This is a genomic window from Bacillus mesophilus, assembly GCF_011008845.1.
GTDB classification, from domain to species: domain Bacteria; phylum Bacillota; class Bacilli; order Bacillales; family SA4; genus Bacillus_BS; species Bacillus_BS mesophilus.
The window spans coordinates 644,969-660,920 of record NZ_JAAIWM010000002.1 but is presented as its reverse complement, the minus strand read 5'-3'; the positions used below and the strand labels follow the sequence as shown (position 1 = coordinate 660,920).

Genomic DNA, 15,952 nt, shown 5'->3' with positions numbered 1-15,952 from the left:
GTACATACATACTTGAGGAGGAATAGTAAATGCGTTTTGATGGCCGTGAAAAGGAACAACTAAGAAGTATACATATAGAAAAAGATTATATTAAACATGCAGAGGGATCTGTTTTAATATCAGTTGGAGATACAAAAGTAATTTGCACAGCAACGATTGAAGAGAAGGTACCCCCGTTTATGCGTAATTCAGGAAAGGGTTGGATTACAGCTGAATATTCCATGTTACCGAGAGCAACGGAACAAAGAAATATAAGAGAATCAAGTAGGGGTAAGGTGACTGGAAGAACGATGGAAATTCAACGATTAATCGGACGAGCACTTCGATCTGTCGTTGACTTAGAAAAGGTTGGAGAACGTACAATCTGGATTGATTGTGACGTCATTCAAGCAGATGGTGGAACAAGAACTGCCTCCATTACCGGAGCGTTTGTGGCAATGGTATTGGCTTTTTCAAAATTAATTGAAAGAAACGCAATAAGCAGCTATCCTTTAAAGGACTTTTTAGCAGCAACTTCTGTTGGGGTTGATGAAGAACATGGTCCAATTCTAGATTTAAATTATGTGGAAGATTCAAAAGCTGAAGTTGATATGAATGTTGTCATGACAGGAAAAGGCGAGTTTGTAGAGTTACAAGGAACCGGTGAAGAAGCCACGTTCTCAAGAAAGCAGTTGAATGATTTACTAGAACTAGCTGAAAAAGGAATCCAAGAATTAATTCAACATCAAAAGGAAGCAATCGGTGAAGAAATTAGTAATCAAATCATGAAAGCATAGAGGTAGTAAAAGGTGAAAAGGATTGTAATCGCAACTAAAAATAAAGGCAAAGTAAGAGAATTTCAAGAGCTCTTTCAGGAAAAAGGGTTTGAGGTTATTTCTCTGTTTGATTTACCTAATGCTCCTGATATCGCTGAAACTGGATCTACATTTAAAGAAAATGCAATGTTGAAAGCAGAAGGAATCTCTTCGCAAATTAACGAGCTGGTCATTGCGGATGATTCAGGACTATCTGTTGACTATCTAGGCGGAAAGCCAGGAGTTTTTTCTGCCAGATATGCTGGTGAAGAAAAAAATGATCAAAAAAATCTAGAGAAGGTTCTTTTGGAAATGAATGGGGTTAAACAAGAACAGCGAACTGCAAGATTTCATTGTGCTCTTGCTTTGGCTATCCCGAATCAGCAGACTATTGTCGTTGAAGGGGTTTGTGAAGGTATCATCACTACCGAACCAATTGGAGAACATGGATTTGGATATGATCCGATTTTCTTTGTGAAAGAAAAGAATAAAACCATGGCACAGCTAACACAAATGGAAAAAAATAAAATCAGTCACAGAGCAAATGCATTAGCTTTGTTAGAAAAAGAGCTACAATCAGAGACCATTCTATAGGGGAGAATTATGAAAATATTAATCATTAGTGACTCGCATGGGCTTCAAGAAGAGTTAGGTGTAATTAAAGAGGCTCATAGGGACGATATTGACTTGATGATCCATTGTGGAGATTCTGAACTACCGTTTAATCATGAATCACTTAAAGGATTTGTAGTGGTTAAAGGAAACTGTGATTTCGACAACAATTTCCCAAACGAGGTTGAACAAGAAGTAAATGGATATAAGTTGTTGGCTACACATGGTCACTTATTTCATGTGAAGAATAGCTTAATGACTTTAAGTTATCGAGCAGATGAGATTGGTGCCCAAATTGTCTGCTTTGGACATTCGCATATTGCTGGAAGCGAGAGAATTGCTGATAAGTTGTTTATAAATCCAGGGAGTATCTCAATGCCACGAGGAAGAAAAGACCCAACCTACTGTATACTAGAGGTATACAAAAAGGAGCTACATGTGGTATTTTATAATAAAGATCACACGGAGTTAAAAGACCTTAGCCAAAAGTATTCAATGTAAGAGCACTTCTTGCATTGAATATTTTTTACTTAGTATTTATTACCTTCGTGAAAGGATAAAAGAAAATCTAATTAAAGTGTTGACTTCTGTTTTAAAAGTATATATAATAAAAAATGTCGCTAATGACTTACACGGTCAAATGCGGGTGTAGTTTAATGGTAAAACCTCAGCCTTCCAAGCTGATGTCGTGAGTTCGATTCTCATCACCCGCTCCAATTTAAACCAAATAGTTTTAACACATGTCCCAGTAGCTCAGCTGGATAGAGCAACGCCCTTCTAAGGCGTCGGTCGGGAGTTCGAATCTCTCCTGGGACGCTATGAAAACAGGTGCAATACCTGTCCAAAATTAACCTTCAACATCGTATAGTGAAACTTATTCACTTCCGATATTGAAGGTTTTTTTTGTATGTCCAAAAGAAAGAAGTACTTGGTGTTGGTGTGGGTATTATTAATCGGAGGTCCAGAAAAAAATTCAACGCTAAGGGTAAACTTGCAGCATAATTTTGTTTGCTACACTCTACTAATTATCTATCGAAGATCACTTCATCACAAAAATTTGCCGTCAATGAACTTTCTAAAAAAAGTAGGTAAACACACAATTTTCCAGGTACAAGTTTATAGACAAATGACTAGTGAATAGAATGAACTTGAATAAATTTTAAGGAGTGTATGTGAGAGTGAATCATAATTATGATAACTATATTTACAATGCCTATCGTTCAAATGAAAGAATAATTCGCCCCGGTTTTGGGTTTGGTCGCCCAGGCTTTGGTTTAGGATTTGGACCTGGCTTAGGCTTTTTTCCAGGTCCAGGATTTGGTCGGCCAGGTTTTGGTATTGGGAGACCTTTTGGATTTGGCTTTCCGTTTTTAACTGGATTAGCAGCGGGAGCATTGTTAACTCCAAGACCGTTTTATCCTTACCCTTATCCATATCCACCGTATCCTTTTTATTACTAGAAAAAATGAAGCTTTGTCTTTTAGGAGACAAAGTTTTTTTAGAATAGCAAAGTAAGTTAATCTTTTGTTGGACGTTTGCGCCTTTTGTTTTGAAGCTAGTTATTGGGTTTAGGAGATCAATAATCGTTGATGAACTAGTCTTATGTGTAGTATCCCTTGTATTGGGTTCTGGTTGTTGATAAACTGAAACTGAAAATCTAGATGGCTGGTAGCTGTAGTGAATTAACTCACAGTTTCAGTGTTAATAAAGGAGACTATATGACACAGCGCGATAAAAATAGTAACCTTGTTCCATTTCCGAATTTAAAGCAACGACTTTTAGATAAAGGGATGGAGGCTCTTCAACAAAAAAAATATCAAGAAGCACTTCAGTTACTTCAACAAACACTAGAAATGGATGAGGAATTAGATGAGGTCCAGTTAGCGATTGTAGTATGTTTGTTCGAACTTGGACACCTAGAAGAAGCACGAGAGAAGTGTCAAAAGATGTTACATCAAGATATTGGTGACTACTACGAGGTCCTCCAAATCTATTTGACCATTCTTATTCAGCTTGGTGAATACAAAGAAGTTGAAACGACAATTGAAGCAGTTTTACAAGAAGATAAAATTCCTCACCAGACAGTCGAAAATTTTTATAGACTTTTAGATTTTAGCCGGAAAATGACAGTGACTAAAGAAACGGATCACCCACAACGAGAAGTTGAGGTAGAACTGTTGTTAAAAGATCTTTCTATCTCGGAACAATACGCTATAGTTCAAGCACTTAGAGGCGAAAATTATGGAATTTCGTTTGCTTTTCCGACACTAGATAAATACCTAGTGGATCCTACCAAGCATCCTGTAATCAAAACAGCTATACTTCATATGTTTATGGAAAAGGAAATTAGTCGAAGCTTAGAAATAGAGAAATTCGGGCGAAGTATGGTACTCAACTCTGCAAATCTACAGGAAATCTCTAGCCACCCTTTTACCATGCAAGTGATTCGACTTCTTGATGATACACTAGGAAATGAAAATCCAAGTTTGTATGAGGTTGTAAAGGAGATGTGGTATCGCCAATTATATGTTTTGTACCCTTTTCTGCCAAAGCCTGAAGAAGAAGCAATTTGGGCTGCTGGTATTCATAAGATTGGTTATGATTTTCACGGAATCGACGTAGAGCCTGAGGAAATAGCAGAGCTTTACGATATATCTGTCCGTGATCTCATCTATGCTAGCAATCAAATCAAAGAGATTGAAGAGATTTCATTTTTACCACTGAGTTAGTAAGTTTTTTTGCACATAAGGGTTCCATTATTGAAAGGATTTTATTCTATGGTATAATGGAATGGTTGTAATCAGATAACTGCTTTGCCATTACATATCCGAGGTATAAGAAAAACATAGTTTAGAAGGACAAGTTCACATATCCTCAAGTGGCTTAGTGAAATAGATGATGGAGGGAAAGTATAAATGTCAGTTAAATGGGAAAAGTTAGAAGGTAACGAAGGAGTTTTAACAGTTGAGGTTGATGCGGATACTGTTAATAAAGGTCTAGACGCAGCTTTTAAAAAGGTTGTAACAAAAGTAAATGTTCCAGGCTTCCGTAAAGGGAAAATTCCTCGTGGTATGTTTGAAAGTCGTTTTGGTGTTGAGTCTTTATATCAAGATGCTTTAGATATTTTACTACCAGATGCTTATGAAAATGCTGTGAAAGAAGCTGGAATTGACCCAGTTGACCGTCCAGAAATCGATATCGAAAAAATCGAAAAAGGTCAAAACTTAATTTTTACTGCAAAGGTTACAGTGAAACCAGAAGTTCAACTTGGTGATTATAAGAATCTAGAAGTTGAAAGCATTGACACAAATGTAACAGACGAAGATGTAGAAAATGAGTTAAAGCAATTACAAGAGCGTCAAGCTGAGCTTGTTGTAAAAGAAGAAGGTACAGTTGAAGATGGCGATACAGCTGTAATCGACTTTGAAGGATTTGTTGATGGAGTTGCTTTTGAAGGTGGAAAAGGTGAAAACTATTCATTAGCAATCGGTTCAGGATCTTTCATTCCGGGCTTTGAAGAACAATTAATTGGTCTTCCTGCTGGTGGAGAGAAAGATGTTGAGGTTACATTCCCAGAAGAATATCATTCTGAAGAATTAGCTGGAAAGCCTGCTACATTTAAGGTTAAGGTTCATGAAATTAAAGCAAAAGAACTTCCAGTTCTAGATGATGAGTTTGCTAAGGATGTTGACGAAGAGGTTGAATCTTTAGACGCATTAAAAGCAAAGACAAAAGCACGTCTTGAAGAGTCAAGAAAGCAAGAAGCTGAAAATACAGTTAGAAACTCTCTTGTTGACAAAGCAACTGAAAATGCAACAATTGACTTACCAGCTGCTATGGTGAAGGTTGAGCAGGATCGCATGATTCGTGAATTTGAACAGCGCCTACAATCACAAGGAATGAACCTTGAACTATACTTCCAATTCTCTGGAACTGACGAAGCTGCTTTACGTGAGCAAATGTCAGAGGATGCAGAAAAGCGTGTTCGCATGAACTTAACATTAGAAGCTATTGCAAATGCTGAAAATATTGAGGTTTCTGATGAAGAACTAAATGAAGAAATCGAAAATATGGCAACAATGTACCAAACTACAGCTGAAAATATCAAAAACATGCTTGGAAATGTAGATCTTCTTAAGGAAGATATAAAAATCCGTAAAGCAATTGATTTCTTAGTTGATAACAGTAAAGCTACTGCATAACATAGTAATAAACAGGATAAAAAGGCGCGACTTTGTTCGTGCCTTGTTTTTACCCTATATTTGGTTGAACAGCATACATACATAAGTAATACCTGGTAGAAAATGATTAGTGAAACACTAATAAAAAAGGCATTTTTGACAAATACATACTTAATAAAGGGTTATCATTACCTCTCATATCCGCTAATATGTTAAAATGCTAATACATAACAAGTAGTTAGAAAAGTCTCAAAGTTTTAATAATGGAGAGATTGGATTTATCTAAGACATACAGTAGTAAGTAAGGGGTGAGATAGTTGTTTAAATTTAACGACGAAAAAGGCCAATTGAAATGTTCGTTCTGTGGAAAAACACAGGATCAAGTTAGAAAACTTGTGGCAGGACCTGGTGTTTATATATGTGATGAATGTATTGAACTCTGTACTGAAATCGTGGAAGAAGAACTAGGAACAGAAGAGGAAGTAGAATTCAAAGATGTTCCTAAACCAATGGAAATTCGTGATATTCTTGACGAATATGTAATTGGTCAGGACAGTGCTAAGAAATCTCTAGCTGTTGCTGTTTATAACCATTACAAGCGTATTAACTCAAATAGTAAAATTGACGATGTAGAACTATCGAAAAGTAATATTGCGATGATCGGGCCAACTGGTAGTGGTAAGACATTACTAGCTCAAACATTAGCGAGGATTCTAAATGTTCCTTTTGCTATTGCTGATGCTACGTCACTGACTGAAGCGGGTTATGTGGGTGAAGATGTGGAAAACATCCTACTAAAGCTAATCCAAGCAGCAGATTATGATGTGGAAAAAGCTGAAAAGGGAATCATCTATATAGATGAAATTGATAAAGTGGCACGTAAATCTGAAAATCCATCGATAACTCGTGATGTTTCAGGTGAGGGTGTTCAACAGGCTTTATTAAAAATTCTTGAAGGTACAGTAGCTAGCGTTCCTCCACAAGGTGGAAGAAAGCACCCTCATCAGGAATTTATTCAAATTGATACAACCAACATCCTATTTATCTGTGGTGGAGCTTTTGATGGAATTGAACAAATCATTAAGCGCCGTCTTGGTAAAAAGGTAATTGGATTTGGAGCTAATGCAATCAAGGAAGAGGGAGAAGAAATCTCTTTACTTTCAAAAGTACTTCCTGAAGATTTATTGAGATTTGGTCTAATTCCTGAATTCATCGGTCGTCTTCCGGTAATTGCAAATCTTGAACCATTAGATGAAGAGGCATTAGTAGAAATCTTAACGAAGCCAAAGAATGCTTTAATTAAACAGTACCAAAAGTTATTAGAGCTTGATGACGTGGAGTTAGATTTCGACGAAGGTGCATTATTAGAAATTGCGAAGAAAGCAATTGAACGAAAAACGGGTGCACGTGGTTTACGTTCAATCATTGAAGGAATCATGCTTGATGTTATGTATGACTTACCTTCTCGTGAAGATATTGAGAAGTGTGTTATTACATTAGAAACAGTAAAAGGTGATAGTACACCTAAGCTAGTTCTAAAGGACGGCACCGTGATTTCTGGTCAAGATAAAAAGGATTCAGCTTAATCATAAATACAGATAGGGATTATACCCTATCTGTTTTTTTGTGTTTTTGAAATTTGGAAAAAAGAGGTATTTCGTTGATAAAGCAGTGAATGTCGTTGAAAAATCTTCATCTTTGTCAGAAAAAATGCATTTATCGTTGATAACACTAACTTTTCGTTGATAAACGAAAAAACATCAGTTAAAACAGTAGCTTAGTGGTCATGAAGATCATTTCTCTAGACGGTAAACGAATCTTCTCATTCAAAAAATTTATCTTCCTATAAAAACACAGCTAAATAGACTGCTTTTCTAAGAAACACCATAGAATTTCGTTTAAACCTTGCTGAGATAAGTACTAAAACCCACTTCCACCTCAAGTACCAACTACCCTCCAAACCTATATCAAATAAGGACATTAACAGCTTCTCTAAATCTTCCTTGATGAAAATACTATTTTTGGTTTAGTCGAACTCATAGAGGGAGATACTAGTTTTAACAGACAACATAGGATCTCAGGGAGGTATAACATGAGTTGGACTGGTATTGCTTTATTTGTTCAATTATTTTTTGGGGTAATCATTGGATTGTATTTTTGGAATTTGCTTCGAAATCAGCGTACACAGAAGGTTTCAATTGATAGAGAATCTAGAAAGGAAATGGAGCAGTTAAGGAAGTTGAGGGCTGTTTCATTGACGGAGCCCCTTGCTGAAAAGGTAAGGCCGACGAACTTTAAAGACATTGTTGGCCAGGAGGACGGTATTAGGGCGTTAAAAGCTGCTCTATGTGGACCAAATCCACAGCATGTGATTGTATATGGACCACCGGGAATAGGAAAGACTGCGGCAGCACGCCTTGTTCTAGAAGAGGCAAAACGTAATAATAAGTCTCCTTTTAAAAAGGATGCTGTGTTTGTGGAGCTTGATGCGACTACAGCTAGATTTGACGAAAGAGGAATTGCTGACCCGTTAATTGGTTCCGTTCATGATCCAATTTATCAAGGAGCAGGAGCGATGGGGCAAGCGGGAATTCCCCAACCAAAGCAAGGGGCTGTTACCCATGCACATGGTGGAGTACTGTTTATAGATGAAATTGGTGAACTACATCCAATTCAAATGAATAAAATGCTAAAAGTGTTAGAGGACAGAAAGGTATTTCTAGAAAGTGCTTATTATAATGAAGAGAATACTCAGATCCCAACACATATACATGATATTTTCCAAAATGGGTTACCAGCAGACTTTAGGATGATTGGGGCTACTACAAGAACCCCGAATGAACTACCACCAGCGATTCGTTCTAGATGTTTAGAGGTCTTCTTTAGAGAGCTAGAGCCTGAAGAGTTAGGTACAGTAGCTAGAAAGGCAGCTGCCAAAATTAATATGGATGTGACGGATGAGGGGATCACGATTCTTTCGTCTTATGCTCGAAATGGTCGTGAGGCAGTGAATATGGTACAAATTGCTGCTGGCTTAGCGATATCAGAAAATCGTGATCATTTAAAAACGGAAGATATTGAATGGGTTATTCATTCAAGTCAGCTTTCTCCTAGACATGAGAAGAAGATCAATGAAGAACCTAAGGTGGGTCTTGTAAATGGTTTAGCTGTTTATGGACCGAATACAGGTGCTTTACTAGAAATAGAAGTAACAGTCATGAAATCAACGGAAAAAGGCTCGATTAATATCACCGGTATCGTAGAAGAAGAAAGCATTGGAGATCGTGGTAAATCAGTACGCAGAAAAAGTATGGCTAAGGGATCAATTGAAAATGTGTTAACGGTGTTACGCTCTTTAGAGGTACCTGCATCTGATTATGATATTCATGTTAATTTCCCAGGAGGAATTCCGGTGGACGGACCATCTGCTGGAATCGCAATGGCAACGGGTATTTATTCGGCTATCTATAATATTCCTGTTAATCATACACTAGCAATGACTGGAGAAATCAGTATTCATGGATTTGTAAAACCAATCGGTGGTGTATTTGCGAAAGTGAAGGCAGCGAAACAAGCCGGTGCAACAAAAGTCATTATTCCTAAAGATAATGTACAATCTATACTTAATGAAATTAGCGGAATTGACATTGTTCCAGTTTCTCATTTATCTGAAGTGTTTGAGATTGTATTTGGAGAAAAACTTTCTAACATAGGTTCTCCTGAAGCCATTCCTGCTTCTACACCTATTATCGATACTAAGACAGAATCGGTATAACTATTTTGACTCCGATTTAGGTAAAACTAATCGGAGTCATTTTGCATGTAAGAAGCTATTTTCATAAGGTTGTTGCTAATTATTGATTCAAATCGTGATTTTTTTAATAAAAGAAACGAGTTAAACGCACCTTAATAGACAAAGGTAAAACAAATAAGATAGAATTGAACAATACTCTAAACGTTATAAAAAGACGATTGCTATACGTGGAGGTGCAATAGAGTGGCAAATAAGAAAGAAATGACCGTCCCTCTTCTACCTTTAAGAGGATTACTTGTTTATCCGACAATGGTCCTTCATTTGGATGTGGGGCGTGAAAAATCAGTACAAGCACTCGAAAGAGCAATGATTGATGAGCACTTAATCTTTCTAGCAACACAGAAGGATGCAGGTATTGATACGCCCGAAGAGGATGATATATATCACATTGGAACGTTATCTAAAGTAAAGCAAATGCTCAAGCTCCCTAATGGAACAATCCGTGTATTGGTAGAGGGCTTAAGTCGTGGAGAAATCATTTCCTTGATGGACCAAGAAGAGTTTGCTACCGTTAAGGTTGAAGTCTTTGATGATCCGGACACGAAGGATCTAGAAGAAGAAGCATTAATGAGGTCCTTGCTGGATTATTTTGAACAGTACATAAAGCTTTCTAAAAAGGTCTCGGCTGAAACTTATGCGACAATCTCTGACATTGAAGAACCAGGTCGTATGGCAGACTTAATTGCTTCACACTTACCTTTAAAAATGAAGGATAAGCAGGATATTCTAGAGACATTTAATGTAAAGGATAGACTTAATAAGCTTATTAGTGTGATTAATAACGAAAAAGAGGTATTAAATCTCGAGAAGAAAATTGGTCAACGAGTTAAACGCTCAATGGAACGTACTCAAAAAGAATATTATCTTCGTGAACAAATGAAGGCGATTCAAAAAGAGTTAGGCGATAAGGAAGGGAAGACTGGCGAAGTATCCACGCTAAAAGATAAAATTGAAGAAGCGGGTATGCCAGACTCTGTAAAAGAAACGGCGTTAAAGGAATTAGACCGTTTTGAGAAAATCCCAGCTAGCTCTGCTGAAAGTGCTGTTATACGTAATTATATTGAATGGTTAATTTCGTTACCTTGGACAAAATCAACTGAAGATCAGCTTGACTTAAAACGTTCAGAGGAAATTTTAAATGAAGATCATTATGGTCTTGATAAAGTGAAAGAGCGCGTGCTTGAATATTTATCTGTTCAAAAGCTTACTCAATCACTGAAGGGACCTATTCTTTGTTTAGTTGGCCCTCCGGGTGTTGGTAAAACCTCGTTAGCTAGATCTGTGGCAAGATCATTAAACCGTCATTTTGTTCGTGTCTCCTTAGGGGGCGTTCGTGATGAATCTGAAATTAGAGGTCATCGTAGAACATATGTAGGGGCAATGCCAGGGCGAATTATCCAAGGGATGAAAAAGGCAGGAACCATCAATCCTGTTTTCCTACTAGATGAAATTGATAAGATGTCTAGTGATTTTAGAGGTGACCCGTCAGCAGCTATGCTTGAAGTATTAGATCCAGAGCAGAATCACAATTTCAGCGATCACTATATTGAAGAGCCGTATGATTTATCTAAAGTAATGTTTATTGCTACTGCTAATAATTTATCTACAATTCCAGGTCCGCTGTTGGATCGTATGGAAATTATTACAATTGCTGGTTATACAGAGCTTGAGAAGCTTCATATTGCAAAGGAACATTTACTCAATAAGCAAATGAAGGAGCACGGACTCTCTAAAAGCAATCTACAGTTACGTGATGATGCATTATTAAAGCTGATTCGTATGTATACAAGAGAAGCTGGAGTTCGTAGTTTAGAAAGACAAATTGCTACGATTTGTAGAAAATCAGCAAGAATTATTGTGTCGGAAGAACAGTCTAAAATTGTGTTAACCGAGAAAAAACTTGAAGATTTCTTAGGAAAGCCTAAATTCCGCTATGGACAAGCAGAATTTGAAGATCAAGTTGGTGTAGCTACAGGACTTGCCTATACCGCATTTGGTGGAGACATCTTATCTATTGAGGTTTCTGTAAATCCTGGTAAAGGAAAGTTGATCTTAACTGGTAAACTCGGTGATGTGATGAAGGAATCAGCACAAGCTGCGTTCAGTTATATCCGTTCACGTGCAGGAGAGTTAAAAATAGATCCTGAATTTAATGAAAAGAACGATATTCACATTCACGTTCCTGAAGGTGCTGTTCCTAAGGATGGTCCATCTGCCGGTATAACAATGGCAACTGCTCTTGTGTCAGCCCTAACAGGTAGAGCTGTTAGGAGAGAAGTCGGGATGACTGGGGAAATCACACTGCGTGGTAGAGTTCTCCCAATCGGTGGGCTGAAAGAAAAATCTCTTAGTGCACACCGTGCTGGTTTAAAGACGATAATTGTTCCAAAGGAAAACGAAAAGGATTTAGATGATATTCCAGAAAGTGTGAGAGAAGAATTGAATTATATTCTTGTGTCTCATTTAGACGAAGTTCTAAAGCATGCTTTAGTAGGGGAGTAAAGATGAAAGTAAATAATGCCGAGATCGTAATCAGTGCTGTAAAGCCTGAGCAATATCCTGATGATGGTTTACCGCAAATCGCATTAGCGGGAAGATCGAATGTGGGTAAGTCTTCGTTTATCAATAAAATGATCAATCGAAAGGCTCTCGCAAGAACCTCTTCAAAACCAGGGAAAACCCAATTATTAAATTTTTATATTATTAACGAAATGCTATACTTTGTAGATGTACCTGGATATGGGTATGCAAAGGTATCGAAATCAGAACGGGCAGCATGGGGAAAGATGATCGAAACATATATCAAAAAAGGTCAGCACCTTAAGCTTGTCATACTGATTGTTGATTTGCGTCATCCTCCATCAAATGATGACGTAATGATGTATGATTTTCTTAAACACTATAATATTCCAACGATGGTGGTTGCAACAAAGGCTGATAAAATTCCAAAGGGTAAATGGCAGAAGCATTTGAAGGTTGTAAAAGAAACCTTAGAAATGGTAAAAGAAGACCCCCTTGTTCTATTTTCATCAGACACAGGACTAGGTAAGGATGAAGCTTGGTCAACCATATTCCGTTATATAGGTGAAAAAGGAGAGCAGTAGTCTGCTCTCCTTTTTTTATTATGGCTGTGTTAAACCTTGTTGTTGATTTTCGTTACAGGACACTCGCTTTCCGCGGGCGAGTCCGTGAGCCTCCTCACTGGAAAAGCAAAAATGCCCCGGTTAGCCCCGACAAGCAAATGTTCCTCCAACATAAAAAGGGTGCTCTTTCCCGTTTTATGTTGGAGGGTTATTTGACCTCGAGGGGCTGGGCATTTCAGTTAGACAAGTATTAGCCTGTGGGGTCTCCCGTGACCCGCTCTCCCGCGCTTGCACAGGATGTGCTGACCTCTACGTTTTCCACAGGACGTGGCAGCCTTTAGTAGAGGTTCCTTTACACTCCCGTCCTTCCACTACAATCAACAGTGCAAAAAATCAATACTGGTCTTTAACAAAGCCTAAATTATAGGGAAATATAAAAGTTTATGGCAAGCTTTGTTTCAATGGTTTGTAGTAACCTAACTCCAGCACCCAGCCCTTGAAGATTATTGGGCCCTTTCTTATTTCTTCTTAATAAACAATAGATAGATTCCTGCTGCAATTAATCCAAACGGCCAATACTCCTCAATAAATTGGACAATGCTTCCTACCCAGCTTAGCCAACCCACTACTTCTTGATAAAATAAGGCAATGATGGATAATACTAAAAGTAATAGACCAGGGAGCATGCCCGTTTTAGTTTGCTGATAACGTAGTAAGAAGGCAATCCCTATTATTAAAGTAAACATGGCCCAATGGTCAGGCCATGCCCTTAGGAGGCTGAGTAAGTGAAAGTGCACTCCCATTCCTGTTAAAATGAAGCCCGGTATTATATTTTGATAATCTCTTGATGTGTAGGCTTGTGCTAGTAACGCAATCCCAATGATGATTAATATAGTTGGCCAGGAATAAAATACCTGCAGTGCTGGAAAATGAAACCGATCTATTAAAAAATAGAGGCCAATCCCAATTAGGACAATGCCTGGGAAGACACTTTGCTTTTTCATAGGCTCTCCTTTCTAAGTTAGATAGCTTGATTAACCTCTATCTTTTTGTTATTGTGTTTTTTGGAGCTATTCATTTTACTTACTAAAACATGTGAATTTATAAATGTAGAATTCATCTTTAATATTTTATCATAGGATTTCATACTCTGTTCACAATTTTAAGCAGGAATTTTACTAAGACATGTTATAATAAAACTACAATATTTATGGGGGTGAACATACAAATGCATATTATCGTAGTAGGCGTAAATTACAAGACTGCCCCTGTTGAAATTCGTGAGAAATTGACGTTTAATCCAACTGAGTTGCCTTTAGCTATGAAACGACTAAAAAAGCAAAAGAGCATACTTGAGAATATCATTGTATCGACCTGTAACCGCACGGAGATTTATGCAGTTGTAGACCAACTTCATACGGGACGCTATTATATTAAAGCATTTCTATCTGAGTGGTTTGACATTGACAAAGAGGAGTTTTCTCCGTTTTTAAGAATCCATGAGGATGAAATGGCTGTTGAGCATTTATATAAAGTGACAGCCGGATTGCATTCAATGGTGTTAGGTGAAACTCAAATACTAGGCCAAGTTCGTTCAAGCTTTCTTCAAGCACAAGAAGAACAAACGGTTGGCACAGTATTTAACCATTTATTTAAACAGGCTATTACAATGGCGAAGCGTGCACATTCTGAGACAGAGATCGGTGCAAATGCTGTTTCAGTTAGCTATGCTGCTGTAGAGTTAGCTAAAAAGATATTTGGTAGCCTAGCTAATAAGCATGTTGTCATTTTAGGTGCTGGTAAGATGGGTGAGCTTGCTGTACAAAATCTGCACAGTAATGGTGTACAAAAGGTGACCGTATTAAACCGTACATTAGAAAAAGCAGATGCATTAGCTGCACGCTTCTCAGGAACGGCTAGACCGATGATGGATTTAGAGGCCGTGTTAGCTCAGGCTGATATTGTAATTAGCTCAACAGGAGCCAAGAATTATGTCATTACAGAAGCGATGATGAGTAAGGTGGAAAAGAAGCGTAAGGGCCGTCCTATTTTTATGGTCGACATTGCCGTTCCACGTGATCTTGATCCAGGTCTTGCTAATGTCGAAAGCGTATTTTTATATGACATAGATGATTTAGAAGGTATTGTTGAAGCGAATATGCAGGAGCGTCAGGCAGAAGCTGAGAAAATCGAAATAATGATTGAACAGGAAATCGTTGAGTTTAATCAATGGCTTCGTACTCTTGGAGTTGTTCCTGTCATTTCAGCGCTACGTCAAAAGGCACTTTCTGTACAAGAGGAAACGATGCAGAGTATAGAGAGAAAGCTGCCTAACTTAACCGACCGTGAAAAGAAAGTGTTAAACAAGCACACAAAGAGTATCATCAATCAGCTATTACGTGATCCAATTCTAAAAGCTAAAGAAATGGCTGGTGAACCAAATGCTGAGGAATCTCTAAAGCTATTTATGAAGATTTTTGATATCGAGCAGGATGTTGAACTTCAAAAGGCTACAGAGGCACAGAAGATAAGTGTAAGTAAGGCAGACAATCAAAAAGTTAGCTGGCAGGTTTCTACTGCTGCTCAAGAAGTATAAAGCATAATTAGATGAGGAATGTGAAATGAGTTGGATTTACGATCTAACAGTCCTAATATATGCACTTAGCGTGCTCTTATATTTTATTGATTTCTTACACAACAACCGGAAGGCAAATCGGATCGCCTTCTGGTTGCTTTCTATTGTCTGGAGTTTACAAACAATCTTTCTAGTGATTAGAACAATTGATACCGGACAAATCCCCTTATTCACCATCTTTGAAAGCCTGTATTTCTATGCATGGGTTTTAATTACATTATCATTGGTTATCAATAGACTAGTACGAGTTGACTTTATCGTATTCTTTACTAATGTACTCGGATTTTTTATTATGTCTCTACATACATTTGCACCAACACAGCATCAGTCAACAATTTTAGCAGAACAATTAGTTTCGGAATTACTTATTATTCATATCACGATGGCAATTCTTTCTTATGGCGCCTTCTCCATTTCCTTTATCTTTTCCATCCTATACTTAGTGCAATTCAACTTATTAAAAAAGAAAAAGTGGGGCAAACGGCTACTGCGGATTGGTGATCTGTCTAAATTAGATCATATGTCTTATGTGTTAAACGTAATTGGTGTTCCCATGCTATTATTATCACTTATCCTAGGTGTGATTTGGGGGTATATCAAACTAGATCCCTTCCATTGGTATGATGTGAAAGTAATTGGTTCTTTTTTCGTCCTCATCACCTATAGCTATTATTTATACTTACGTGTTGGAAAAGACATGGAAGGAAAAGCAGTTGCTTCATGGAATGTTGCTGCCTTTTTAGTACTATTAATCAACTTCTTTTTATTTGGGAGCTTATCTCGTTTTCATATTTGGTATTCGTAACACAACACACTAGGCCACGACGTCTAGT

The 15,952-nt window shown here is 37.7% G+C and carries 13 protein-coding genes and 2 tRNA genes; 14 read left to right on the top strand and 1 reads right to left on the bottom strand.

All coding sequences use genetic code 11. From position 1 onward, the window contains the following. The first annotated feature begins 29 nt into the window (after positions 1-29). The 12 genes from rph (at position 30) to yihA (ending at position 12,505) form a co-directional block, all read left to right on the top strand. Positions 30-776 (top strand): ribonuclease PH, encoded by a 747-nt coding sequence (rph, locus tag G4D63_RS08785; RefSeq protein ID WP_163179248.1) that lies wholly within the window; start codon positions 30-32, stop codon positions 774-776. A 12-nt stretch (positions 777-788) separates the two neighbouring features. Continuing rightward, the gene (locus G4D63_RS08780) at positions 789-1,388 is read left to right on the top strand and encodes an XTP/dITP diphosphatase (RefSeq protein WP_163179247.1); all 600 of its coding nucleotides are present in this window, start codon (positions 789-791) and stop codon (positions 1,386-1,388) included. A gap of 9 nt (positions 1,389-1,397) precedes the next feature. Next, a complete protein-coding gene (locus G4D63_RS08775) occupies positions 1,398-1,907 on the top strand; it encodes a metallophosphoesterase family protein (protein ID WP_163179246.1) in 510 nt (169 codons plus the stop codon). A gap of 141 nt (positions 1,908-2,048) precedes the next feature. Continuing rightward, positions 2,049-2,122: transfer RNA gene (locus G4D63_RS08770), tRNA-Gly, on the top strand. Between the two features lie 26 nt (positions 2,123-2,148). Next, positions 2,149-2,222: transfer RNA gene (locus G4D63_RS08765), tRNA-Arg, on the top strand. 362 nt (positions 2,223-2,584) lie between these two features. After that, complete coding sequence (locus G4D63_RS08760; RefSeq protein WP_420837806.1) at positions 2,585-2,866, top strand: spore coat protein; 282 nt, start codon at positions 2,585-2,587, stop codon at positions 2,864-2,866. Positions 2,867-3,124: 258 nt separating this feature from the next. Continuing rightward, a complete protein-coding gene (locus tag G4D63_RS08755; protein WP_163179245.1) occupies positions 3,125-4,135 on the top strand; it encodes a tetratricopeptide repeat protein in 1,011 nt (336 codons plus the stop codon). 186 nt (positions 4,136-4,321) lie between these two features. Then, on the top strand, positions 4,322-5,608 hold the full coding sequence (tig, locus tag G4D63_RS08750; protein ID WP_163179244.1) for a trigger factor: 1,287 nt from the start codon (positions 4,322-4,324) through the stop codon (positions 5,606-5,608). Between the two features lie 296 nt (positions 5,609-5,904). Then, the gene (gene clpX, locus G4D63_RS08745; RefSeq protein WP_163179243.1) at positions 5,905-7,173 is read left to right on the top strand and encodes an ATP-dependent protease ATP-binding subunit ClpX; all 1,269 of its coding nucleotides are present in this window, start codon (positions 5,905-5,907) and stop codon (positions 7,171-7,173) included. Between the two features lie 506 nt (positions 7,174-7,679). Next, positions 7,680-9,362, top strand: coding sequence for an ATP-dependent protease LonB (gene lonB / locus G4D63_RS08740; protein ID WP_163179242.1), 1,683 nt, complete (start codon positions 7,680-7,682; stop codon positions 9,360-9,362). Positions 9,363-9,602: 240 nt separating this feature from the next. Then, the gene (lon, locus tag G4D63_RS08735; protein WP_205603815.1) at positions 9,603-11,903 is read left to right on the top strand and encodes an endopeptidase La; all 2,301 of its coding nucleotides are present in this window, start codon (positions 9,603-9,605) and stop codon (positions 11,901-11,903) included. 2 nt (positions 11,904-11,905) lie between these two features. Next, on the top strand, positions 11,906-12,505 hold the full coding sequence (gene yihA, locus G4D63_RS08730) for a ribosome biogenesis GTP-binding protein YihA/YsxC (RefSeq protein WP_163179240.1): 600 nt from the start codon (positions 11,906-11,908) through the stop codon (positions 12,503-12,505). A 497-nt stretch (positions 12,506-13,002) separates the two neighbouring features. Here the strand turns inward: yihA and G4D63_RS08725 are convergent, their stop codons facing one another. Next, positions 13,003-13,488, bottom strand: a complete 486-nt coding sequence (locus G4D63_RS08725; RefSeq protein WP_163179239.1) for a LiaI-LiaF-like domain-containing protein — start codon at positions 13,486-13,488, stop codon at positions 13,003-13,005. 224 nt (positions 13,489-13,712) lie between these two features. Here G4D63_RS08725 and hemA point away from each other — a divergent pair, with 224 nt between their 5' ends. Both hemA and G4D63_RS08715 read left to right on the top strand, forming a co-directional pair. After that, on the top strand, positions 13,713-15,080 hold the full coding sequence (gene hemA / locus G4D63_RS08720; protein ID WP_163179238.1) for a glutamyl-tRNA reductase: 1,368 nt from the start codon (positions 13,713-13,715) through the stop codon (positions 15,078-15,080). A gap of 25 nt (positions 15,081-15,105) precedes the next feature. Then, a complete protein-coding gene (locus tag G4D63_RS08715) occupies positions 15,106-15,924 on the top strand; it encodes a cytochrome C assembly family protein (RefSeq protein WP_163179237.1) in 819 nt (272 codons plus the stop codon). The last annotated feature ends 28 nt before the right edge of the window (positions 15,925-15,952 follow it).